Genomic DNA, 22,588 nt, shown 5'->3' on the forward strand with positions numbered 1-22,588 from the left:
TCAGCAGTTCCCCCGGGTCAGCAGCGCGCCGCGCGGCTCGTCGCCGGTGATTTCGGCGCCCCGCAGCCACGTCGAGCGCACGACGCCGGCGAGCGGCCGCCGGTCGTAGGCGCTGACCGGGTTGCGGTGCTTCAGTTTCGCGACGTCCACGACGAACGCTTCGTCCGGCGCGAACACGCAGAAGTCGGCGTCGTACCCCACCGCCAGGTGCCCCTTGCGGCGCATCCCGGCCTGCGCGGCCGGGCGCTCGGCCATCCACCGGACGACGTCGGTGAGCGCGAACCCGCGCTGCCGCGCCTGCGTCCAGATCGCCGGGAGCCCCAGCTGCAGGCTCGAAATCCCGCCCCAGGCTTCGCCGAAGTCGCCGCTGTCGAAGCGTTTCAGCTCCGGCGTGCACGGCGAATGGTCGCTGACGATCGTGTCGATGACGCCGTCGGCGAGGCCCTGCCAGAGCAGCTCGCGGTTGGCCGCCTCGCGGATCGGCGGGCAGCACTTGAACTGCGTGGCGCCGTCACGGATTTCCTCGGCGACGAAACTGAGGTAGTGCGGGCAGGTCTCCGCCGAGAGCCGGACGCCGTCACGGCGTGCGGCGGCGATCAGGGGCAGAGCGTCCGAAGAGGACAGATGCAGGATGTGGGCCCGCGCAGAATGACGCCGGGCCGCGTCGATGACGTGCGAGATCGCGAGGTTCTCCGCCTGCCGTGGCCGCGACTGCAGAAAGTCGACATAGCGACCGCCGTGCGGTTCCGGCGCCGAATCGATCTCGTGCGCGTCCTCGGCGTGGACGATCATCAGGGCGTCGAAGGAACCGAGCTCCCGCAACGCTTCGTCCAGCCCGGCCGGGTCGAGCGGCGGGAACTCGTCGACCCCGGAGTGCAGCAGGAAACACTTGAAGCCGAACACCCCGGACTCGTGCAGCCCCCGCAAGTCGGAGACGTTCCCCGGGATCGCGCCGCCCCAGAAACCGACGTCCACGTGCACCCGGCCGGCCGCCGCCTTGCGCTTGACCTCCAGGGCCGCGACGTCGACCGTGGGCGGCAGGCTGTTCAGCGGCATGTCCACGATCGTGGTCACCCCGCCCGCCGCGGCCGCGCGGGTCGCCGTCTCGAAGCCCTCCCACTCGGCGCGGCCGGGGTCGTTGACGTGGACGTGCGTGTCGACCAGCCCGGGCAGCAGCACGACGTCGTCGCCGAGGTCGAGGACGCGGTCGCCGGTCAACGAGGCGCCTTCGGGTTCGACCGCGACGATCCGGCCGCCGTCGACGCCGACGGTCGCCGGGACTTCGCCCGCGGCCGTCACGGCCCGGGCGGCACGCACCACAAGATCCATCCGAGAACCCTTCTCCGGGAGGATGACCACCGCCGATTTCACAGTACGGAAAGGCGGTTTCGCACAACGACAGTAACCACGGCGCGCGCCGCTCGTCAACGACGGACGCAGCCCGTGGCCGATTCGGCCGAAAGCAGGCGGAAACGGTCCGAAGCGAACCCGCCCACCGGCACCCGTTCCGCCGTGACTGCCGGTCGAATCGGCCGCATCGACACAGTACGGTCATCGTCGTGCGGCTTGAAGCGGAGTTCACCAGCGAACCGTTCCACGGCGAGGGTTCGCCGCCCGAGCACGCCGTCGCCGCCCGCGACGCCGCCGCGGAAGCCGGGCTGGACACCGATTTCGGGCCGCTCGGCACGCTCGCCCGCGGCGAGGCGAAGGAGCTGCTCGAAGCTCTCCCGGCGATCGCGAAGGCAGCCCTGGAGGGCGGCGCCACGCGGGTCACGCTGCAACTGCGCCGGGCCGACGACCCGGGCAGCGCGCCCGTCGTCGAACTGAACGACGCGCTGGCCCGGCTGATCGCCGACGTCGAGCGGGAACTGGGCGCCAAGCTGGGCGAACTCGACCGCGGCGGCAAGCAGCGCGCGGTGCGGCTGCTGCGCGAACGCGGCGCCTTCGGCCTGCGGAAATCGGTCTCGTCGGTGGCCGACGCGCTGGGCGTCACGCGGTTCACCGTCTACAACTACCTCAACCGGGAAGCGGACTGACCAGCGCTTTCAACAAAATGTTGACGGAACTTCGGCGCCGACGTACGGTCAGCCCGTGCTGCTCACCGAGTTCAACACCACCGACGTCCGTCCGCTGCTGACGGAGTGCCTCGCCGTGCCCCGGTGGGTCGACGCCGTGCTGGCCGGGCGGCCGTATCCCGACGTCGACGCGGTGAAAGCCGCCGCGAACCTGCCGTTGACCAGCGACGAGATCCGCCAGGCCATGGCTGCGCACCCGCGGATCGGCGAGAAACCGGCGAGCGGCTGGGCGCGGTCCGAACAGTCCGGTGTGGACAATGCGGACGCGTTCGCCGCCGCGAACGCCGAGTACGAAGCCAAGTTCGGGCACGTCTACCTGGTCTGCGCGAGCGGCCGCAGCGGTGAAGAACTGCTGGAGATCCTGCGCGAACGGCTGAACAACGACCCCGCGACCGAGCTCGCCGTCGCCGGGCGGGAACTGCTGAAGATCGCCGAACTCCGACTCGCGAAAGCGGTGACCGCGTGAGCCTCGTGACCACCCACGTCCTCGACACGGCCCAGGGGCGCCCGGCCCAGGGGATCGCCGTCCGGTTCGAGACCGCCGACGGCAAGCCGATCGCGGAAGGCCGCACCGACGACGACGGCCGCATCCGCGACCTCGGCCCGGAAACCCTGGAGCCGGGCGCCTACCGGCTGATCTTCGACACCGGCGCCTACCTGGGCCCGGACGGTTTCTTCCCGGAGGTCACCCTGACGTTCCGGATCTCCGACCCCGCGGCGCACCACCACGTGCCGCTCCTGCTCAGCCCGTTCGCCTATTCGACCTACCGAGGGAGCTGACCGTGGCCATCACCCTGGGCCCCAACCAGTACGGCAAGGCGGAGGTCCGCCTGGTCACGGTGCGCCGCGAAGGCGCCGTACACCACCTGAAGGACCTCACCGTGTCGACGTCGCTGCGCGGCGAGCTGGCCGCGACGCACCTGACCGGCGACAACGCCGGGGTGCTGGCGACCGACACGCAGAAGAACACCGTGTACGCCTTCGCGAAGGAGGCGCCGGTCGACGAGATCGAGGACTTCGGCCTGCGCCTGGCCCGCCACTTCACCGGCACGCAGGAAAACATCACGGGCGCGCGCATCAAGATCGACGAGCACGCCTGGGACCGCATCCCGGTCGGCGGCGAGCCGCACGACCACGCGTTCAGCCGCTCCGGCGGCGAACGCCGCACGACCGCCGTGACGATCCAGGACGGGCGCGCGTGGGTCGTCTCCGGCATCGACGGCCTGACGCTGCTGAAGTCCACCGGTTCGGAGTTCCACGGCTTCCCGCGCGACCAGTACACGACCCTCGCCGAAACCGCCGACCGCATCCTGGCGACGGCCGTGACCGCGCGCTGGCGCTACCGGGGCGAGGGCATCGACTGGGCGGAAAGCCACCGCGAGATCCGGCGGGTGCTGCTGGAGACGTTCGCGACCAAGCACAGCCTTTCGCTGCAGCAGACGCTGTACGCGATGGGCGAGGCGGTGCTCGAGACCCGCGAAGAGGTGGCCGAGGTGCGGCTGTCGCTGCCGAACAAGCACCACTTCCTGGTCGACCTGAGCCCGTTCGGGCTGAAGAACGACAACGAGGTGTTCTACGCGGCCGACCGGCCGTACGGGCTGATCGAGGGCACCGTCCTGCGGGACGACGCCGAGGACCCGGGGCCGGCCTGGGACATCCACTGAGTTGATAGAACGCTCTATCATCGTGGGGTGGCAGGGACCAAGGAACGCATCATGGCCGCCGGCGCCGAGCTGTTCCGGCGCAACGGCTACGCCGGCACCGGGCTGAAGCAGATCGTTTCCGAAGCCAATGCCCCGTTCGGGTCCCTGTACCACTTCTTCCCCGGCGGCAAGGAGCAGCTCGGCGAGGAGGTCATCCGCACCTCCGGGCTCGCCTACATCCAGCTGTTCGACCTCTTCATCGCGCCCGCGCCGGACGTGATCAGCGGGATCGAGGCGTTCTTCGCCGCCGGGATCGCCACCCTCGAAGCCACCGGCTACGTCGAAGGCTGTCCGATCGCGACCGTCGCCCTCGAGGTCGCCAGCACCAACGAACCGCTCCGGCAGGCCACCGCCGACGTCTTCACCGCCTGGATCGACGCCGGGACCGAAAAGTTCGCGAAGTTCGGGCTGCCCCGGGACGCCGCCCGGACGCTCACCATCACCGCCGTGAACAACCTCGAAGGCGCCTTCGTCCTCTGCCGCTCGCTGCGGGACACCGAAGCCATGGCCGTCGCCGGGGCCGCGACCGTCGACGTCGCCCGGCGACTCCTCCAGGAGCGCACACAACTTTAGTCGGGGATCCAACACGAATCACCAAAGTGGCGCTTGACCGCGCAGCATCCGACACGGAAGCTGCTGATCGAGAAATGGTCTAGTCCTCCTGCCTCACACCGCCGTCCGGTTGGAGCCGCCATGCGCCGTGTCCTCGCCGTCCTCGCCACCGCCATCGCCGCCGTCGGGCTCGCGAGCCCACCCGCCGGCGCCCTCGAAAACGGCCTCGCCCGCACCCCGCCGATGGGCTGGAACACCTGGAACACCTTCGAATGCAACATCAGCGAAACCCTGGTCAAGCAGACCACCGACCTGATGGTCAGCTCCGGGATGCGCGACCGCGGCTACACCTACGTCAACCTCGACGACTGCTGGATGACCCGCTCCCGCGACGGCTCGGGCAACCTCGTCGCCGACTCCGCGAAGTTCCCGAGCGGCCTCAAGGCCCTCGGTGACTACATCCACGCCCGCGGCATGAAGTTCGGCATCTACGAAAGCGCCGGCACCGAGACCTGCCAGCACTACCCGGGCAGCCTCGGCCACGAGCAGGCCGACGCGAACCTCTTCGCGAGCTGGGGCGTCGACTACCTCAAGTACGACAACTGCGGCAGCCCGGCCGGCGAGACCCAGCAGGACTACGTCCGCCGCTACTCGGCGATGCGCGACGCGCTCAAGGCCACCGGCCGCCCGATCGCCTACAGCATCTGCGAGTGGGGCAACTTCAGCCCGTCGACCTGGGCGCCGGACGTCGGCAACCTGTGGCGCACCACCGGCGACATCACGAACAACTGGGGCAGCATCGACTCGATCTACCACCAGAACGTCGGGCTCGCGGCCGCCGCGAAGCCGGGGGCCTGGAACGACCCCGACATGCTCGAAGTCGGCGACGGCATGGACTTCCAGGAAGACCGCGCCCACTTCACGCTCTGGGCCGCGATGGCCGCGCCGCTGATCGCCGGCGCCGACCTCCGCAGCGCCAGCGTCGCGACGTTCTCGACCTACCTCAACGGCGACGTCATCGCCGTCGACCAGGACCCGCTCGGCAAGCAGGCCACCCGGATCTCGTCGTCGGGAGGCCTGGACGTCCTGGCGAAACCGCTCCAGAACGGCGATGTCGCCGTCGTGCTGTTCAACGAGAACAGCACCACGAAGACCGTCTCAACGACGGCCGCCGCGGCCGGGCTGCCCGCCGCGTCGAGCTACCGGCTGACCAACCTGTGGTCGAAGGAGCTGACCACCAGCACCGGCACGATCAGCGCCAACGTCCCGTCGCACAGCACGGTCGTCTACCGCGTGAAGGCGAATTCGTCCGGGAGCAGCGTCGGCACCGCGCACCCGATCGAGGGTGCGTCTTCGTCGCGCTGCATCGACATCAACGGCAGCGCCCCCACGCCCGGCCCCCAGGTCGACATCTGGGACTGCGACGGCGGCGGGAACCAGGCCTGGACGTTCACCAGCGCCGGGGAGCTGCGGGCCAACGGCCTCTGCCTCGACGCCAGTGGCGGCACCAGCGCGGCTGGGACCAAGCTCATCGCCTGGACCTGCCACGGTGGCGCCAACCAGAAGTTCAAGCTCGAGGCCGACGGCTCGATCAGCCAAGCCGGGCTGTGCGTCGACGTCACCGGCGGCGACAAGCCGGCCGGCAACGTCAACGGCGTCCAGCTCGAGCTGTGGAACTGCAACGACGACGCCAACCAGAACTGGCAGCTCAGGTAGCGGTCAGGTGCTCCGGCCGGACCGGGACGCGGGTGAGCGCGAGCCCGGTCGCGGCCCGGATCGCGGCCACGATCGCCGGGGTCGAGGAGATCGTCGGCGGCTCGCCGACCCCGCGCAGGCCGTAGGGCGCGTGCGGGTCGGGGCGCTCCAGGACGTCGATGGTCATCGGCGGCATGTCCAGGACCGTCGGGATCAGGTAGTCGGTGAAGGAGGGGTTCCGGATCTTCCCCCCGGAGGTCTGGATCTCCTCCATCACCGCCAGCCCCAGCCCCTGCGCCGAGCCGCCCTGGATCTGGCCCACGACGGCCTGGGGGTTCAGCGCCTTGCCGACGTCCTGGGCGCAGTCCAGCGCGACCACCTTGACCAGGCCGAGCTCGGTGTCGACGTCGACGACGGCCCGGTGCGCGGCGAACGCGTACTGCACGTGCGCGGTCCCCTGCCCGGTCTCCGGGTCCAAGGCGGACGTCGGCCGGTGCCGCCACTCCACCGTTTCGTCGTGGACGTCGTCGCCGAGGACGTCCACCAGGTCGGCGACCACCTGGCCGTCGGCCGCGACGATTTTGCCGCCGACGACCCGCACCTTCGGGTCGAACCGGGACAGCAGCCGCGCCCGCACGGCCGCGCAGGCGGCCTGCACCGCGCCACCGGTGACGTAGGTCTGGCGCGACGCCGACGTCGAGCCGCCGTTGCCGATCGAGGTGTCCATCGGCAGGACCGTCACCTGGTCGACGCCGAGTTCCGTGCGCACGATCTGCTGCATGATCGTCACCAGGCCCTGGCCGACCTCGCAGGCCGCGGTGTGCACGGTCGCGGCCGGCTCGCCGCCGACCAGCTGCAGGCGCACGCGGGCCGTCGAGTAGTCGTCGAAGCCTTCGGAGAAGCAGACGTTCTTGATCCCGACGGCGTATCCGACGCCGCGGACGACCCCTTCGCCGTGCGTCGTGTTCGACACCCCGCCCGGCATGTGCCGCAGGTCGAACGGCCGCTCCGGCGGCATCGGCATCTCCCGCACGCGGGTCAGCAGCTCGGCGACCGGCGCTTCCGCGTCGACGACCTGGCCGGTCGGCATCAGGTCGCCCTCGCTCATCGCGTTGCGGACGCGGATCTCCACCGGGTCCAGGCCGCAGGCCGCCGCCAGCTTGTCCATCTGGGACTCGTAGCCGAACGCCGCCTGCACCGCGCCGAAGCCGCGCATGGCGCCGCACGGCGGGTTGTTGGTGTAGGTGCCCCAGCAGTCCACCGAGACACTGTCCACTTTGTACGGACCGACGCCGAGGGTCGCGGCGTTCGCGACCACCGCACCGGTCGAGGACGCGTACGCGCCTCCGTCGAGGAAGAGCCGCGTACGCACATACACGAGCCGGCCGTCACGCGTGGCACCGTGCTCGTAGTACATCTTCGCCGGGTGGCGGTGCACGTGGCCGTAGAAGGATTCTTCGCGGTTGTACACCATCTTCACCGGCTTGCCGATGTGCAGCGCCAGCAAGCAGGCGTGGACCTGCATCGACAGGTCTTCGCGGCCGCCGAACGCCCCGCCGACGCCGCCGAGCGTCAGCCGCACCTTCTCCACCGGGAGGCCCAGGGCCGCGACGATCTGCTGCTGGTCGACGTGCAGCCACTGCGTCGCGACGTACAGGTCGACGCCACCTTCGGTGTCCGGCACGGCGAGCCCGGACTCCGGGCCGAGGAAGGCCTGGTCCTGCATGCCGACCTCGTAGACGCCCGAGACGACGACGTCGGCTTCGAGGTCCTGCGAGCCGCGGCGGATCTTCACGTGCCGGACGACGTTGCCGCCTTCGTGCAGTGAAGGCCCTTCGCCCGCGACGGCCGCTTCGGAGTCCGTCACCGGTTCAAGTTCTTCGTACGTGACGTGGATGCGCTTCATCGCGCGGCGCGCGGTCTCCGGGTGGTCGGCGGCGACCAGCGCCACCGGCTCGCCCTGGTACCGCACGACGTCCGAAGCGAGCACCGGCTGGTCGGCGTGTTCAAGGCCGTAGCGGTTGAGACCCGGGACGTCCTCGTGCGTCAGCACCGCGTACACGCCGGGCACGGTGAGGGCGTCGGTGATGTCGATCGCGGTGATCCGCGCGTACGGGTGCGGGCTGCGCAGGGTCACGCCCCACACCATGTCCTCGTGCCAGAGGTCCGAGGAGTAGGCGAACTCGCCGCGCACCTTCACCGTGCCGTCGGGCCGCCGCGGCGACGTCCCGACGCCGTTCGCGGTCTGCGAAGCGACGGAAGTGGTGGTCATCGGCTCTCCCGCAGTCTCGCGCTCGCGGCGGCCAGCTCGCGGGCGATGGCGGTCTCGTCGGCTTCGCGCAGGGTGCCGTCCTCGACGACGGCCTTGCCGCCGACGAACAGCCGGCGCAGCGGCGGCGTGGTGCCGAGCACCAGCGCCGCGACCGGGTCGGTGATGCCCGCGTAGTTCAGCCCGGTCAGGTCCCAGACGGCCAGGTCGGCGAGCTTCCCGGGTTCCAGTGAGCCCAGGTCGTCCGCGCGGCCGAGGCAGCGGGCGCCGCCCATCGTGCCCATCCACAGCGCCTCGCGCGTGGTCAGGCCGCGGGGCCCGCAACGCTGGCGGGCCTGCAGGAGCGACTGGTGCAGTTCCTCCGCGAGACCGCCGGACTCGCTCGAGGCGGCCCCGTCGACGCCGAGGCCGACCGCCACCCCCGCGTCGAGCAGGTCGCGGACCGGGGCGATGCCGCTGCCGAGACGGCCGTTGGACGTCGGGCAGTGCGCCGAGCCGGTGCCGGTGGCGCCGAAGCGGCGGATCGCCTCGGGCGCGAGGTGGACGGTGTGCGCCAGCCACACGTCGTCGGCGAGCCAGCCGAGCTTGTCGGCGTACTCGGCCGGGGTGCAGCCGACCTCGGCCAGGCACTGGCGTTCTTCGTCGAGGGTCTCGGCGAGGTGGGTGTGCAGGCGGACGCCCTTGCGCCGCGCCAGCTCGGCCGCGCCGGACATCAGCCGCTCGGTGACCGAGAACGGCGAGCACGGGCCCGCGGCGATCTGCAGGTGGGCGCCGGGAGAGTCGTCGTGGAAGCGGTCGATCGCCGCTTCGGTGCCGGCGAGTGCGTCGTCGGTCGTCTCGACGAGGTTGTCCGGCGGGAGGCCGCCGTCGGACTCGCCGCGGTCCATGGACCCGCGCACGACGTGCAGCCGGACGCCGATCCGCTGCCGGGCCGCGGCCAGCGCCGCGACCTGGTCGCCGCCGTCGCGCGGGAAGACGTAGTGGTGGTCGGCGACGGTGGTGCAGCCGGTCAGCGCCAGCCGCGCCATCCCGGCGGTGGCGGCGGCGTGCGTGATCCCGTCGTCGAGGCGGCCCCAGACCGGGTAGAGCGCGACCAGCCACTCGAAGAGCGTGTGGTCGGCGGCCAGCCCGCGGGTCGCCCACTGGTAGAGGTGGTGGTGGGTGTTGATCAGCCCCGGCGTGATCAGGCAGCCTTCGGCCTCGACGCGCTCGTCGAACTCGCCGGTGTACACGCCTTCGCCGACTTCGGCGATCCGGTCGTTCTCGACGACGACGTGCCCGCTCGCGTACTCCTCGCCGGTGACGGTGGCGACGGCCGCGTTCGCGATGAGTGTCCTCACGCGACACCGCCCTTCGCCGCCGCGCGCACCGCGTCGAGGATCTTCTCGTAGCCGGTACAGCGGCAGAGGTTGCCGGCCAGCGCCTCGCGGATCTCCTCGTCGGACCGGTCGGGGACGCGGTTCAGCAGGTCGTGCGCGGCGACGACCAGGCCCGGTGTGCAGAACCCGCACTGGACGGCGCCCGCATCCACAAAGGACTGCTGCACCGGGTCGAGCGTGTCGCCGTCGGCCAGCCCCTCGACCGTCCGGACCACCCGCCCCTCGGCCTGCCCGGCCGCCACCAGGCAGGCGCACACCGGGACGTCGTCGAGGTAGACCGTGCAGGAGCCGCATTCGCCCTGCTCGCAGGCGTTCTTCGAGCCCGGGAGGCCGAGCCGTTCCCGCAGCACGTACAGCAGGCTTTCCCCTTCCCAGACGTCGTCCGCCTGCCGCGGCTCGCCGTTGATCGTGACATTCAGGCGCATGCGCGCTCCCCCGTCCGGTGTTCGTCCCAGGCCCAGGTCAACGTACGCCGCGCTAGTACCCCCAGAGCGTGCTTCCGATACGCGGCGCTGCCCCGGACGTCGTCGATCGGGGACGCCGCTTCCCCGACCAGGTCGCCGAAGCGGCGTTTCAGGGAATCCGGCAGCGGCTCGGTCGACGTCCAGGGCAGCTCGGCGGCCAGGAAGTCCTCCGCCGCCCGGGCGCGGCGCGGGGTCGGCGCGGCGGACCCGATCGCGGCGCCGACCTCGCCTCGGCGGAGCGAAATCGCGAACGAGCAGACCGCGATGACCATGGCGTTGCGCGTGCCGACCTTGGCGAACTGCTGCGGCCCGGCGCGTTCGGGCAGGTGGACGGCGGTGATCAGCTCGTCCGGGGCGAGGGCGTGGCGTTTCACGCCGACGTAGAACTCCTCCGCGCGGAGGAGGCGGGTCCCCCGGACGGAGGCCACCTCGATCCGCGCGTCCAGGGCGAGCAGCACCGGGTGCGTGTCGCCGGCGGGCGAGGCGGCGCCGAGGTTGCCGCCGACCGTGCCGCGGTTGCGGATCTGGGGTGACCCGACCGTGCGGGAGGCCATGGCCAGCGCCGGGACGGATTCGCCCAGGTCGGTGATGACCCGGGAGTACGGGACGCCGGCGCCGAGCCGGACCGTGCCGTCCGATGTGGACCACTCCGCCAGCTCGGCGACCGTGGTCAGGTCGAGGAGGGCCGCGGGCCGCCGGTGGTCGAAGTTGAGCTCGACCATGACGTCGGTGCCACCGGCGATCGGCACGGCGTCCGGCCGCGCGGCCTTGAGGGCCAGGGCCTCGGCGAGCGTCGCGGGACGCAGGAACTCCACGGTCGTTGCTCCTTCGTGAAGGCGATAGACCAGTAGACGACGGACCGGGCGCGGGCGGCAACGGCACCACGCATGAAACGCACAGGAGCGAAACCCGGCGCGATTGTGCTTTCCTACAAGCCTCATGACGACCGTGAAAACTCTGCTGGGCCTGCCGGGGCTGCGGCTGCGCCCGCGGGCCGGGACCGACCTGCTCGACCGGCCGGTGACACGCATCTATGTCACGGAGCTGCCCGACCCCGGGCGGTACCTGTCGGCCGGCGAGCTGGTGCTCTCCGGCCTGCTCTGGTGGCGCGCGCCGGGGGACGCCGAGCCGTTCGTGGCCGCGCTGGCCCGCTCGGGCGCGGCCGCGCTGGCCGCGTCCGGCGCCGACTCGGGCGGGATCCCGGACGACGTCGTCGACGCCTGCGTCCGGCACCGGATCCCGCTCCTCGAAGTGCCCGCCGACCTGTCGTTTTCGGTGATCACCGAGCAGGTGGTGCTGGCGCTGGCGGCGGCGTCCGACAGTGCCCGCAAACGTTTGCAGGCCGCGGCCGAGGCGCCGGTCGGAACGCTGCTGGAGCGCGCGTCGGCGGAGCTCGGGCTGCCCTGCTGGGTGCTGTCGGGGCTGGGCCGGGTGGTCGCCGGGACGGCGCCGCTGCCGATGCCGGCCGAGGACGTCGTCCGCCGGTACGCAGCGCGCGAGCCCGGGCCGCTGACGGTGGTCCCGGTCGAGGGACGGCACGCGGTGCCGTGGCTGATCGCCGCGGGCGCGCCGCTGAGCACCGCCCAGGCCGAGCTGGCCGAGGAACTCGCGGGGCTCGTCGGCGTCACGCGCGCACGGGCGGCCCGGCCGGAACCGTCGTTGCCGGAAGAGGCGCGCGTGGTCGCGTTGCGGACCGCGGGGAGCGACGAGAGCCGGGACGTCCTGAGCGAGTGGCTGCCGGACGCGGTCCTGCTCGAAACCGCCGGGGAAACGTCGTTCGCGGCGACTGCTTCGTCGCCGGCGCCGGCCGAACTGTCCACTGTGGAACCACTGCTGCGGGCCACCCGGATCCTGTGCGGGGTGAGCGATCCGGGTCCGCGGGAGGAGGCTCGGGAAAGCGCGCGGTACGCGGTGGCGGTGGCGGCGCGGCGCCCGGGCCGGGTGGTGACCGTCCCGGCGGCCGAAGTGGACGTGCACCAACTGCTGCTGGCCGGCGCCCCCGACGGCCTGCACGCGGCCCTGCGGCGGCGGGTCCTCGGCCCGCTGCTGGCCTACGACGCCGAGCAGCACACGGACCTGGTGCACACGGTCCGGGTGTTCCTGGAGTGCTCGGGCTCCCCGACCCGGGCGGCGAAGGCCCTGCACGTCCACGTCAACACGCTGCGCTACCGGATCGGCCGCGCGGGCGAGCTGCTCGGCGCGGATCTGACCGAGTTCACCGACCAGCTCGACGTCTACCTGGCGTTACTCGCGGGAGAGTGAGGCCGGGGACCACCTCGCGTTGCGCGCCGGCGGGCAGGCGGGAGGATGAGGGGGTGGACCCCGAAATCACTTCGGCCCGGCAGGCGGCGAACGATGCCCGCGTGCAGGCCTTCGGGCGGCTGCAGGGCGCGGCGAACCGGCTGGAATACCTGCTCGGCCGGGCGCTGGAACGCGAGTGCGGGATCACGCACCTGGTCTACGAGGTGCTGCTGATCGTCGGCCGCGCCGGTGAGGGCGGGCTGACGATGCGCTCGATCGCGCAGGAGCAGGTGCTCACCACGGGCGGGGCGACCCGGCTGGTCGACCGGATGGAGGCCCTCGGGCTGGTGACCCGCACCGCCGACCCGCGCGACCGGCGGGTGCAGCTGGTGCGCCTGACCGCGCTCGGCGAGGAGACCACCGTGCGGGCCAGCCGCGTGCACGTGGAGAACATCGAGCGGTTCTTCTTCCGCCCCCTGCCGCAGGAGCACCGCGAGCGGTTCGCCGAAGACCTGCGCACGCTGAGCCACTTCGCCCGCGACGCCCTCCCCAGGCTGCGCTAGTGGGCAACCGGAAGGCGCCGGCCGGCGAGCTGCCGACGACGGCCGAGGGCTTCGCGGGTGCGCTGCTGGCCGCCGCCCGGGCCGGGGCGGACGCCCGGTGGCTCGCCCCGGGCTTCGAGCTGTCCGGCGAGCTGGTCCGGGGCGCGGAACTGGCCGTCCGGCCGCTGCTCGACCGGGCCCACCGGGGCGGCTGGCCGCCCGAGGACCTGCGTCAGGCCGCGAGCCGCCGCGTGGACGAATTCGCCTGCTCGTACCTGCTCGACGCCGGACCGCACCTGGCGCAGTGGGCGGCGAAGCACATCCTCACCCCGGCCGAGGCCGTGACGGCGGTGGTGGACGCCATGGGCCTGCTGCTCACCCTGCCGGTCTCGGGGACCGCGCCGCAGCCGGCCGGCCGGCACGGTGTCGACGACAAGAAGCTGAGCCGGGTCCGGGCGCTGCTGGCCAAGGCCGAGTCGAGCTCGTTCCCCGATGAAGCGGAGGCGCTGTCGGCGAAGGCCCAGGAGCTCATGACCCGGCACGCCTTGGACCGCGTGCTGGTGACGGCCGGACAGGAGCTGCCGTCGTCCCGCCGGATCTGGCTCGACACGCCGTACACCGACGCGAAGTCGTTGCTGGTCGACGTGGTCGCGAAGGCCAACCGCTGCCGCGCGGTCTTCGACCCGCGCTGGGACTTCGTCACCGTGGTCGGCGACGACCTGGACGCCGTCACGCTGCTGACGACGTCCCTGCTGGTCCAGGCGACGCGGGCGATGATCGCCGACCCGGCCGGCCGGTCGCGGCCGTTCCGCAAGTCGTTCCTCGTCGCCTACGCCACCCGGATCGGCGAGCGCCTCGAACAGGCGGCCGCGGCCACGCTCACGGCCACGCCGGGCGCGGACCGGCTGCTGCCGGCGCTGGCCTCGCACGACTTGCGGGTGAACACGGCGTTCACCACGCTGTTCCCGCAGGTGGTGGGCAAATCGGTGACCGTGCGCAGTGCCGAGGGCTGGGACGCCGGCCGCTCGGCGGCCGACCGCGCCCGGCTCGGTGAGTGACCTTCAGGCGAGCCGCTGGGCGTACTTCTCCAGCTCCGGCCGTCCGAACGTCAGCTCACCCTCGTCGAGCGCCCCGCAATCCAGCCCCCGCAGCAGGTACACCGCCAGCGCCTGCGCGGTCGCCGGTTCGTCCAGCACGCCCCCGGCCTTCTTCTCCCCGTACGCGCGCAACCGCGCCACCGCCTCCGGAAATCCCGAGCGGTAGAACGTGTACGTCGCCGCGAAGCGGGTCGGCAGCTGGTGGGGGTGCAGGTCCCAGCCCTGGTAGAAGCCGCGCTCCAGCGACCGGCGGACCAGCCTCAGGTGCTCGGCCCACGCCGCGGGCAGGGCGTCGCCGACCGGGAGCCGGTTGGTCGAGCCGTCCGAGAGCCGGACTCCCGTGCCCGCCGCCGAAACCTGCATCAGGCCCTTCGCGAGGTCCGCCGCCGGGTGCTCCATGCTCTGGTACGCCGCCGCGATGCCGAGGCCCGCGCTGTAGTCGTACGTGCCGTAGTGCAACCCCGAACAGCGGCCCGAAGCGGCCTGCACGATCCGCGCCACCGACAGCGTCCCGTCGGTGTCCACAATGGACTGGGAGGTCTCGATCTGGACCTCGAAGCGCAAGGTTCCCGGAGCGAGGTCGTACGCGGATTCCAGGCGCGCCAGGATTTCCGCGGCCACCGAGACCTGCTCGACCGCCGTCACCTTCGGCAGCGTGACGACGAACCCGGGCGGCAGCGGGCCGTTGTCCAGCAACGCACCCAGGAACAGGTCCAGGGTGCGGATGCCACGCCGGCGCGTCGCCGCCTCGAAGCTCTTGAAGCGGATACCGCAGAACGGCGTCCCGCCGGTCGTCGCCAGGGTCTGCCCGGCCGCGCGCGCCGCCGCGTCCTCGACGTCGTCGGGCACCCGGCCGTAGCCGTCCTCGAAGTCGATCCGCAGGTCCTCGATCGGTTCGGTGAGCAGCTTCGCGCGCACGCGCTCGTACCCGCCGCCGTCGAGGCCGAGCAGGTCGCCGTGTTCGACGAAGACCCGCATCGCCTGCTTGCCCCAGTCGGCGACCAGGCGCGTCTTGTACTGCGACGCCGGGACGTAGACCGTGTGCACCGGCTGCCGCCCCGGCCGCTCCCCCGGGTACGACGCCGCGACGCGCGCGTCGGCCGCAGCCAGGCGCGCGTCGGCGGCGTCGTAGACGTCCTCGGGCAGCCGCACCTACTTGATCCGCTCGTAGGCCGGCAGGGTCAGGAAGTCCGGGAACTCCTCGGCCAGCGCGACCTGCTCGAACAGCTCCACGGCCGGCTCCAGCAGCTCCGGCTTGAGCTCGGCCGCCAGCTCGCCGCGGACGTCCGCCAGCACCCCGCGCACCAGCTCCGACGTCACGACGTCGCCACTGTCCAAAGTGGTCCCGTTCTTGACCCACTGCCAGATCTGCGAGCGCGAGATCTCGGCGGTGGCCGCGTCCTCCATCAGGTTGTGGATGGCCGCCGCGCCGTTGCCGCCCAGCCAGGACGCGATGTAGCGGACACCGACGTCGACCGCGGCGCGCAGGCCGGCCGCCGTCGCCCCGCCCGGCGTCGAAGCGACGTCGAGCAGCTGGTCGGCCGTGACGCTGACCTCGTCGCGGGTGCGCTCGAGCTGGTTCGGCTTTTCGCCGAGGACCTTGTCGAACTCCTCCTTGCAGAGCTCGACCATGCCCGGGTGCGCGACCCAGGAGCCGTCGAAGCCGTCGCCGGCCTCGCGCGACTTGTCCGCGTGGACCTTCTCGAAGGCCCCCTTGTTGACCTCGGGGTCCTTGCTCGGGATGAACGCGGCCATGCCGCCGATCGCGAACGCGCCGCGCTTGTGGCAGGTGCGCACCAGCAGCTCGGTGTAGGCGCGCATGAAGGGCGCGGTCATGGTGACGGAGTTGCGGTCCGGCAGCACGAACTTCTCGCCCGCGTCGCGGAAGTACTTGATCACGCTGAACAGGTAGTCCCAGCGGCCCGCGTTGAGGCCCGAGGCGTGTTCGCGCAGCTCGTAGAGGATCTCCTCCATCTCGAACGCGGCCGGGATGGTCTCGATCAGCACGGTGGCGCGGACGGTGCCGTGCTCGATGCCGAGGGTCTTCTCGGCGTGGGTGAAGACGTCGTTCCAGAGCCGCGCTTCGAGGTGGCTCTCCATCTTCGGCAGGTAGTAGTACGGGCCCTTGCCGCGCTTGAGCAGTTCGGCGGCGTTGTGGAAGAAGTGCAGGCCGAAGTCGACGAGCGCGCCGACGCCTTCGCGGTCACCGAACTTCAGGTGGCTTTCGGGCAGGTGCCAGCCGCGCGGGCGGACCACGATCGTGGCGTGCTCGACGTCGTCCTTGAGGGCGTAGCTCTTGCCGCCGCTCTCCAGGGTGATGGTTTCGCGGATGGCGTCGTAGAGGTTGACCTGGCCGGAGACCACGTTGTGCCAGTGCGGGGTGTTGGCGTCTTCGAGGTCGGCGAGCCACACCTTCGCACCGGAGTTGAGCGCGTTGATGGTCATCTTGCGGTCGGTCGGCCCGGTGATCTCGACGCGGCGGTCGCGCAGCGCGGGCGGCGCGCCGGCGACCCGCCAGTCGCCTTCGCGGATCTCCTTGGTCTCGGGCAGGAAGTCGAGCCGGCCGGTGGTCCGGGCCTCCTCGCGCCGCTTGCTCCGCGCCTGGAGCAGCTCGTCGCGGCGGGCGGCGAAGGCGTCGTGCAGGCCGGCGAGGAAGGCGAGCGCCTCCGGCGTGAGGATCTCGTCGCCGCGCTCGACCGGGTCGCCCAGCACCTGGACTTCAGAAGACATGGGGAAACACCTCGAGGGTTCGGATCTTTGGATAACGGCCCTACGGTTTTCTACCAGCCGGACTATAGTTTCTGCATAGCGGAAGCTCAACGCCGACGTAAGGAGGGCCACCGTGCCGGCGGAGAAGAACGGTCGCGACGGCGGCGTCCAGTCCCTGCAGCGCGCCTTCGAGCTGCTGGAACACCTGGCGGACACCGGCGGCGAAGCCAGCCTGTCGGAGCTGGCGACGCTGTCCGGGCTGCCGATGCCGACCATCCACCGGCTGATCCGCACGCTCGTGGATCTGGGGTACGTCCGCCAGAACACGAACCGCCGCTACGCACTGGGCGCCCGCCTGATCCGGCTGGGCGAGAACGCGAGCATGCAGTTCGGCGCGTGGGCGCGGCCGCTGCTGGCGGAGCTGGTGGAGGAGGTCGGCGAGACGGCGAACCTGGCGGTCCTGGAGCGCGACGAGGTCGTGTACGTGGCCCAGGTGCCTTCGAAGCACTCGATGCGGATGTTCACCGAGGTGGGACGGCGGTTGCTGCCGCACGGGACCGGGGTCGGCAAGGCGATGCTGGCGCACCTGCCCGATTCCGAGGTGCGCGAGCTGCTCGGCCGGACCGGGATGCCGGCGTACACCGAGCACACGTTCACGGACCCGGACGCGCTGGCGGTCGAGCTGTCGAGGATCGCGTCGCAGGGCTACGCGCTGGACGAGGCAGAGCAGGAGCTGGGGGTGCGGTGTGTCGCGGTGGCGGTGCCGGGGGCGCCGGTTCCGGCGGCGGTGTCGGTGTCGGGGCCGTCGGGACGGCTGACCGCCGAGGCGGTGGCGCACATCGCCCCGGCGGTGCAGCGGGTCGCGGACGCCCTCGGCGCTAGCCTGTCCCAGGCCGTCGCGCAAGTGTGACATTGGGTGAAACTATGGTGACACAAAGTGACCCCCCTGCGGCGAGTGAGCCGGGCGCCGGTAAAGTCGGCGGCATGGCAAGCCTCGAAGACCTCGAAGCCCGCGTGACCGCGTTGGAGGAACAGGTGCAGCACACGCGGCAGGACGCCGCGGCGGCTCGTATTCTCGCCGGCACGGCGGACCGCGATGTCTCCGACTTCAAGCAGACCCTGAACGGCCACACTCAGGTGCTGAACGCACTGCGCGAGACGCAGATCGAGCACGGTCACGACATCTCGGGGCTCAAGACTGACGTCGCCGATCTCCGGGCTGAAGTACAAAGCGGGTTCACCAAGATCAACGTCAGCGTGGAGCAGATCAGCCGGCTGCTTCAGCACGTCGTCGACAAGGACTGACTCAGCTCAGCTCCCCCGCCAGCAGATCCATCAGCAACCCGTCGTGCCAGGTGCCGTCCGGAGCGCGTTCGTAGTTCCGCAGCACCCCGACCGGCCGGAATCCCACCTTCGTGTACACCCGGATCGCCGTCTCGTTGGACGCCGCCGGGTCGATCGTCAGCCGGTGGTGGCCGTTCGCGAACAGGTGCGCGGCCAGCGTGCGGATCGCGTCCGTGCCGATGCCGCGGCCGTGGAACGCCGGGTGGACCGAGATGTCGATGCCCGCGTGGCGGTACTGCGGGTCCAGCTCCTCGCAGCTCTGGATCAGGCCGACGACCTCGCCGCCGGATTCGATCACGTAGACGGTGTAGCCCTCTTCGACCTCGTACAGGCCTTCGGTCTCCCGGTCCGGGTCGCCCCACCAGCGGGCGACCTCGGGGGTGGCCAGGATTTCGCGCAGCCGGACGCGGTCGGCTGCGCCGATCGGGCGCAGCCGCACCCGGTCGCCGTCAATGGCGGTCATGATGGGTCCTCTCTCGTAGCGAACGACGGCTTCGGAGCGTCTGTCACGAGGAGGGGCACGCGTGCGTCAACCGGGCATGCCCGGATTCTGCGCTCGCACCGCCGCCGCCGTCACCCGAATATCGCCGGAGGGACCGCATGGACCCGCACACCGGCGCCCTGGCCTGGCTCGCCCAAGGCGCCTCTTCGAACCTGCTGGACCGGCTCGTCGCCCGGGCGCTCGACGGGCCGGCCGCGCCACCCGCGTGGCCGCGGCCGCTGACCGCCCCGGCGGGGACGGCCGAGATCAGCGTCCGCCACCACCTCGCCGCGAAGGCCCGCACCCCGGTGATCATCACGCTGCAGGAGGACGGCAGCCGCACCGGCACGGCGTTCCCGGCGGTCCTGGGCCACACCGCCCGCATCGCCCTCCCGGGCGGCCGCTACTTCGGGGCGGCGATGGTGGTCGACCCGGCCCGCCGCACGCTCCAGGGCATCGGCTGGTCCCGGCTGACGGTGGCGGCCCGCCGGACGTCCCCGTGCCTGATCCCGGTCAGCCGCCCGTCGGCGCCGGTGATCCTGCAGCTGGGGCTGCGGAAGGCGGACGGGACGCCGCTGTTCCGGCTCTGACCGGCGATCGCTCCCGAGCCGGTCCGGCCCGAAAAGGGGTGTATCAGAACGCCGCCACGGCGCGTCTGTACCGGTGGACGCGAGGGAGGCGGGCGATGGTGGATCCGATCGTGGTGGGGCCGATGCTGGGCTGGGCGGCGGCGAAGGTCGCGGACCGGCTGTTCGACCGGGTGCTCGACCGGGTCTTCGACGGGCCGCGCACGTGGCAGACACCGTGGCGCGGCGGCACGGACACCATCGACATCACCATCGGCAACCACCTGCGGCTGCAGGCCAGGACACCGGTGATCGTCACGCTCCAGGAAGCGGGCGACCCGTCCGGCGGAGCGATCGTCTCCCTGCTGCTCGGGGACTCGACCCGCCTGTCCGTACCGCGCGGGGACTACGTCGGCAGCGCGATGATCCTGGATCCGTCGCGCGGGACCGGCTCGGATCCGCTGCTGCGCGGATTCGGGTGGTCACGGCTGCAGACCGGCACCTCGCGGCTGGAGATCCCGGCGCACGCCCCCAACGCGCGCCTGCTGTCCGACGTCGGCCTGCGGCGGCCCGACGGCACCCCGCTCTTCCGCCTGCCGCCGACCCGGCGCTGGACCCCACCGGCCGACCGGCAGATCCGCACCCGCAGCGGGCTCTTCATCCCGGACGCAGGCGCCTCGGCGCGGACGCGGAACCCCTCGGCGTGCCGGGCGCTGGCGAGCCTGGACCGGCAGTGCACGAATCCCCCGACGACGGCGAAGCAGCTGTGCCCGGCCCACCTCCGGCAGCTCGGGCACGGCCTGATGGTCTACGACTTTCAGACCGGCTGCCCGATCCGCTAGCCCAGGAGGGCGTCCACGAAGGCACCCGGCTCGAACGGCGCCAGGTCGTCCGGGCCCTCGCCGAGCCCGACCAGCTTCACCGGCACCCCCAGCTCCTTCTGGACCTGGAACACGATGCCGCCCTTGGCCGTGCCGTCCAGCTTCGTCAGCACGATGCCGGTGACGTCGATGACCTCGGCGAACACGCGGGCCTGCATGAGCCCGTTCTGGCCCGTGGTCGCGTCCAGGACCAGGAGCACCTCGTCGACCTTCGCCTGCTTTTCCACGACGCGCTTGACCTTGCCCAGCTCGTCCATCAAGCCCGTCTTCGTGTGCAGGCGGCCGGCGGTGTCGACCAGGACCGCGTCCACGCCGGTGTCCACGCCGCGCTTGACCGCGTCGAAGGCCACCGCCGCCGGGTCCGCGCCCTCCTTGCCGCGGACGACCTCCGCGCCCACGCGCTCGGCCCACGTCTGCAGCTGGTCGGCCGCCGCCGCGCGGAACGTGTCCGCCGCGCCCAGCAGCACCGTGCCGCCCTGGGCCACCAGGACGCGGGCGAGCTTGCCCGTGGTCGTCGTCTTGCCCGTGCCGTTGACCCCCGCCACCAGCACCACCGCGGGCTGCTTCTTCCCGTCGACGGTGTGCGGCAGCGCCCGCACCGCGCGGTGGCCGTCGGTCGACAGCTGCGCGGTCAGCACCTCGTGCAGCACTTCGCGGGCCTCGGCCGACGACCGCACCGCGCGCCGGGACAGCTCGTCGCGCAGCCGCTCGACGATCTGGTTCGTGGTGGCCGCGCCCAGGTCGGCCATCAGCAGCGTGTCCTCGACGTCCTGCCAGGAGTCCTCGTCGAGGTCGCCCGCGCCGAGCAGGCCGAGCAGGCTGGTGCCGAACATCGAGCGCGACTTCGACAGCCGGCCGCGCAGCCGCTCCATGCGGCCCGTCGCCGGCTCGATCTCCTCGGCGACCGGGGCCGGTTCGACGACCTCGGCGTCGGGCAGCTTGACGTCCCGGACCGTGCGCTGCGCCGAGTCGCGCGGCACCGCCGCGTCGTCGCCGACGGCCGGCTGGCCGTCGACCTCGGGCCGGTCCTCGACCGGGTGCTCGGGAGCAGCCGCGCCGCCGGGCGCGAGCGCGATGCCCCCGCTGGCCGCGTACGAGCCGCCCTTCGGTTTCTCCTCGACCTCGCGCTGGGCGTCCAGGCTGATCCGCCGCCTGCGGGCGATCAGCAGACCGGTCACCAGCAGGGCGACCAGGACGACGACGGCGACGACTACGAACAGGAACCAGGTGCTCGACACGGGCCCATCCTTTCATCCGCGTCGCCGCCCGGCAGACACCCCGTCCACACAGGCAATTCGCAACCATCTGGGTCCCGATTGGGCCAAGACTTCACCACGTGGGTTGCGTCACAGGCAACGCTGCACTAAACCCCTCCGGATGGGGTTGAACGCCAGCCACGGCTATCGGGTGATCGGGTTGATTTCGGGCACGTCGATCGACGGGATCGACGTGGCCGCCGCCGACCTGCACGCCGAAGCCGGCACCGTCGTGCTGACGCCCCTGGGCGAGCTCGACGTCCCCTACCCGGAACCGCTGCGCGAGGCCCTGCTCGCCGCGCTGCCGCCGAACCCCTGCACCGCCGGGGAGCTGACCCGGCTGGACACCGGCGTCGGGCAGGCGTTCGCCGACGCGGCCGCCCGCGGCGCCGGAGAACTGGCCGGCGGCTCCGCGGACCTGGTCGCGTCGCTGGGCCAGACGGTGTTCCACTGGGTCGAGGACGGCCACGTCCGCGGCACTCTGCAGCTCGGCCAGCCCGCCTGGATCGCCGAACGCACCGGGCTGCCGGTGTGCGCGGACCTGCGTGCCCGCGACGTCGCCGCGGGCGGCCACGGGGCACCGCTGGCGAGCACGTTCGACCAGCTGTGGCTGCGCGGCCTCGCCGAGGACGCCGGCCACCCGGTCGCCGCGCTCAACCTCGGCGGCATCGCGAACATCACCGTCGTCACCGCGGGCGCGCCGGCGATCGCCTACGACACCGGGCCCGCCAACGCCCTGCTCGACCTCGCAGCCCACCGCGTCGCCGGGCGGCACAGCGACGCCGACGGCCGGCTCGCGCTCGGCGGGTCGGTGCGCCAGGACCTGCTCGGCCGGTTGCTCGCCGACCCGTACTTCGCCGCCGCGCCGCCGAAGTCCACCGGCAAGGAGCACTTCAACGCGCCCTACCTCGACGCCGCCCTCGGCGGCCTGCCGCCGCTCGAACCCGGCGACCTGCTGGCGACGCTGACCGAGCTGACCGCCGTCACCGTCGCCGAGCAGTGCCGCCGGCACGGCGCCGGGACCGTCATCGCCTCCGGCGGCGGGGTCCGGAACCCGGCGCTGATGGCGGCGCTGGCCCGGAACCTGCCGTCGGCGACGCTGAAGACGAGCGACGACCTCGGGCTGCCGGGCGCCGGCAAGGAGGCGTACCTCACCGCCTTGCTGGGCTGGCTGAGCTGGTGCGGCGTGCCGGGTACGGTGCCGTCGGCGACCGGTGCACGCGGGCCGCGCGTGCTCGGCGCGCTGGTCCCGGGCACCGGCCCCCTGATCCTTCCCGCCCCGCTGGGGGGCAGCGTGACACGGTTGCGAGTCGCGGAGAAGACCGGACGGTAGG

23 protein-coding genes are annotated in these 22,588 nt (G+C 72.1%); 14 read left to right on the forward strand and 9 right to left on the reverse strand.

Annotation, left to right across the window (positions count from 1 at the left end; translation table 11 throughout):
• A complete protein-coding gene (gene allB / locus AB0J55_RS22270; protein WP_364251389.1) occupies nt 1-1,329 on the reverse strand; it encodes an allantoinase AllB in 1,329 nt (442 codons plus the stop codon).
• 230 nt (nt 1,330-1,559) lie between these two features.
• Between allB and AB0J55_RS22275 the strand changes: the two genes are divergently transcribed.
• The 6 genes from AB0J55_RS22275 to AB0J55_RS22300 all read left to right on the forward strand — a co-directional run bounded on the left by AB0J55_RS22275 (nt 1,560) and on the right by AB0J55_RS22300 (nt 6,046).
• Complete coding sequence (locus AB0J55_RS22275) at nt 1,560-2,036, forward strand: helix-turn-helix domain-containing protein (RefSeq protein WP_364251392.1); 477 nt, start codon at nt 1,560-1,562, stop codon at nt 2,034-2,036.
• A gap of 55 nt (nt 2,037-2,091) precedes the next feature.
• Nucleotides 2,092-2,541 (forward strand): 2-oxo-4-hydroxy-4-carboxy-5-ureidoimidazoline decarboxylase, encoded by a 450-nt coding sequence (gene uraD / locus AB0J55_RS22280; protein WP_364251395.1) that lies wholly within the window; start codon nt 2,092-2,094, stop codon nt 2,539-2,541.
• Nucleotides 2,538-2,855 carry a hydroxyisourate hydrolase gene (uraH, locus tag AB0J55_RS22285; RefSeq protein WP_364251398.1) on the forward strand — a complete coding sequence of 106 codons (318 nt, stop codon included), beginning with the start codon at nt 2,538-2,540 and terminating at the stop codon, nt 2,853-2,855. Before uraD ends, uraH begins: the two co-directional genes overlap by 4 nt.
• 2 nt (nt 2,856-2,857) lie before the next feature.
• Complete coding sequence (gene pucL / locus AB0J55_RS22290) at nt 2,858-3,739, forward strand: factor-independent urate hydroxylase (protein ID WP_364251401.1); 882 nt, start codon at nt 2,858-2,860, stop codon at nt 3,737-3,739.
• 51 nt (nt 3,740-3,790) lie between these two features.
• Complete coding sequence (locus tag AB0J55_RS22295) at nt 3,791-4,351, forward strand: TetR/AcrR family transcriptional regulator (RefSeq protein ID WP_364251946.1); 561 nt, start codon at nt 3,791-3,793, stop codon at nt 4,349-4,351.
• A gap of 120 nt (nt 4,352-4,471) precedes the next feature.
• Nucleotides 4,472-6,046: a ricin-type beta-trefoil lectin domain protein gene (locus AB0J55_RS22300; protein ID WP_364251404.1), complete on the forward strand. Its 1,575-nt coding sequence runs from the start codon at nt 4,472-4,474 to the stop codon at nt 6,044-6,046.
• Here the strand turns inward: AB0J55_RS22300 and pucD are convergent.
• From pucD to AB0J55_RS22320, 4 genes are read right to left on the reverse strand one after another with little or no spacing between them, the layout of a single operon-like run.
• Complete coding sequence (gene pucD, locus AB0J55_RS22305) at nt 6,039-8,297, reverse strand: xanthine dehydrogenase subunit D (RefSeq protein WP_364251407.1); 2,259 nt, start codon at nt 8,295-8,297, stop codon at nt 6,039-6,041. The two genes, AB0J55_RS22300 and pucD, sit on opposite strands and share 8 nt — an antisense overlap.
• The gene (locus tag AB0J55_RS22310; RefSeq protein ID WP_364251410.1) at nt 8,294-9,634 is read right to left on the reverse strand and encodes an 8-oxoguanine deaminase; all 1,341 of its coding nucleotides are present in this window, start codon (nt 9,632-9,634) and stop codon (nt 8,294-8,296) included. The genes pucD and AB0J55_RS22310 overlap by 4 nt, the downstream gene beginning before the upstream one ends.
• The gene (locus AB0J55_RS22315; protein ID WP_364251413.1) at nt 9,631-10,098 is read right to left on the reverse strand and encodes a (2Fe-2S)-binding protein; all 468 of its coding nucleotides are present in this window, start codon (nt 10,096-10,098) and stop codon (nt 9,631-9,633) included. Before AB0J55_RS22315 ends, AB0J55_RS22310 begins: the two co-directional genes overlap by 4 nt.
• Nucleotides 10,089-10,952: an FAD binding domain-containing protein gene (locus AB0J55_RS22320; RefSeq protein ID WP_364251416.1), complete on the reverse strand. Its 864-nt coding sequence runs from the start codon at nt 10,950-10,952 to the stop codon at nt 10,089-10,091. The genes AB0J55_RS22315 and AB0J55_RS22320 overlap by 10 nt, the downstream gene beginning before the upstream one ends.
• Before the next feature lie 124 nt (nt 10,953-11,076).
• Between AB0J55_RS22320 and AB0J55_RS22325 the strand changes: the two genes are divergently transcribed.
• Genes AB0J55_RS22325 through AB0J55_RS22335 form a run of 3 tightly spaced genes read left to right on the forward strand, consistent with a single transcriptional unit; the run spans nt 11,077 to nt 13,978 of the window.
• On the forward strand, nt 11,077-12,399 hold the full coding sequence (locus tag AB0J55_RS22325) for a PucR family transcriptional regulator ligand-binding domain-containing protein (protein ID WP_364251419.1): 1,323 nt from the start codon (nt 11,077-11,079) through the stop codon (nt 12,397-12,399).
• A gap of 53 nt (nt 12,400-12,452) precedes the next feature.
• Complete coding sequence (locus tag AB0J55_RS22330) at nt 12,453-12,941, forward strand: MarR family transcriptional regulator (RefSeq protein WP_364251422.1); 489 nt, start codon at nt 12,453-12,455, stop codon at nt 12,939-12,941.
• A complete protein-coding gene (locus AB0J55_RS22335; RefSeq protein ID WP_364251425.1) occupies nt 12,941-13,978 on the forward strand; it encodes a DUF2786 domain-containing protein in 1,038 nt (345 codons plus the stop codon). Before AB0J55_RS22330 ends, AB0J55_RS22335 begins: the two co-directional genes overlap by 1 nt.
• 3 nt (nt 13,979-13,981) lie before the next feature.
• Here the strand turns inward: AB0J55_RS22335 and AB0J55_RS22340 are convergent, their stop codons facing one another.
• Together AB0J55_RS22340 and aceB are read right to left on the reverse strand one after the other, a co-directional pair.
• Nucleotides 13,982-15,169 (reverse strand): aldolase, encoded by a 1,188-nt coding sequence (locus tag AB0J55_RS22340; protein ID WP_364251427.1) that lies wholly within the window; start codon nt 15,167-15,169, stop codon nt 13,982-13,984.
• Nucleotides 15,170-16,747, reverse strand: a complete 1,578-nt coding sequence (aceB, locus tag AB0J55_RS22345; RefSeq protein WP_364251430.1) for a malate synthase A — start codon at nt 16,745-16,747, stop codon at nt 15,170-15,172.
• A 112-nt stretch (nt 16,748-16,859) separates the two neighbouring features.
• On the opposite strand from aceB, the gene AB0J55_RS22350 reads away from it, so the two are divergent.
• Both AB0J55_RS22350 and AB0J55_RS22355 read left to right on the forward strand, forming a co-directional pair.
• Nucleotides 16,860-17,636, forward strand: coding sequence for an IclR family transcriptional regulator (locus AB0J55_RS22350; RefSeq protein ID WP_364251433.1), 777 nt, complete (start codon nt 16,860-16,862; stop codon nt 17,634-17,636).
• A 74-nt stretch (nt 17,637-17,710) separates the two neighbouring features.
• Nucleotides 17,711-18,031, forward strand: a complete 321-nt coding sequence (locus AB0J55_RS22355) for a hypothetical protein (protein WP_364251436.1) — start codon at nt 17,711-17,713, stop codon at nt 18,029-18,031.
• A gap of 1 nt (nt 18,032) precedes the next feature.
• Here AB0J55_RS22355 and AB0J55_RS22360 read toward each other — a convergent pair whose 3' ends face one another.
• Nucleotides 18,033-18,533 carry a GNAT family protein gene (locus tag AB0J55_RS22360; RefSeq protein WP_364251439.1) on the reverse strand — a complete coding sequence of 167 codons (501 nt, stop codon included), beginning with the start codon at nt 18,531-18,533 and terminating at the stop codon, nt 18,033-18,035.
• Between the two features lie 137 nt (nt 18,534-18,670).
• On the opposite strand from AB0J55_RS22360, the gene AB0J55_RS22365 reads away from it, so the two are divergent.
• Nucleotides 18,671-19,141, forward strand: a complete 471-nt coding sequence (locus AB0J55_RS22365) for a hypothetical protein (protein ID WP_364251442.1) — start codon at nt 18,671-18,673, stop codon at nt 19,139-19,141.
• A gap of 95 nt (nt 19,142-19,236) precedes the next feature.
• Entirely contained in the window at nt 19,237-19,959 is a 723-nt protein-coding gene (locus tag AB0J55_RS22370; protein ID WP_364251449.1) for a hypothetical protein, read from the forward strand.
• On the opposite strand, the gene ftsY is transcribed toward AB0J55_RS22370, so the two are convergent.
• On the reverse strand, nt 19,956-21,236 hold the full coding sequence (ftsY, locus tag AB0J55_RS22375) for a signal recognition particle-docking protein FtsY (RefSeq protein WP_364251452.1): 1,281 nt from the start codon (nt 21,234-21,236) through the stop codon (nt 19,956-19,958). The genes AB0J55_RS22370 and ftsY overlap by 4 nt on opposite strands.
• A gap of 139 nt (nt 21,237-21,375) precedes the next feature.
• Here ftsY and AB0J55_RS22380 point away from each other — a divergent pair, with 139 nt between their 5' ends.
• Nucleotides 21,376-22,587: an anhydro-N-acetylmuramic acid kinase gene (locus tag AB0J55_RS22380; protein ID WP_364251455.1), complete on the forward strand. Its 1,212-nt coding sequence runs from the start codon at nt 21,376-21,378 to the stop codon at nt 22,585-22,587.
• Nucleotide 22,588: the final 1 nt, after the last annotated feature.

Source organism: Amycolatopsis sp. NPDC049688 (assembly GCF_040674975.1).
Lineage (GTDB): Bacteria > Actinomycetota > Actinomycetes > Mycobacteriales > Pseudonocardiaceae > Amycolatopsis.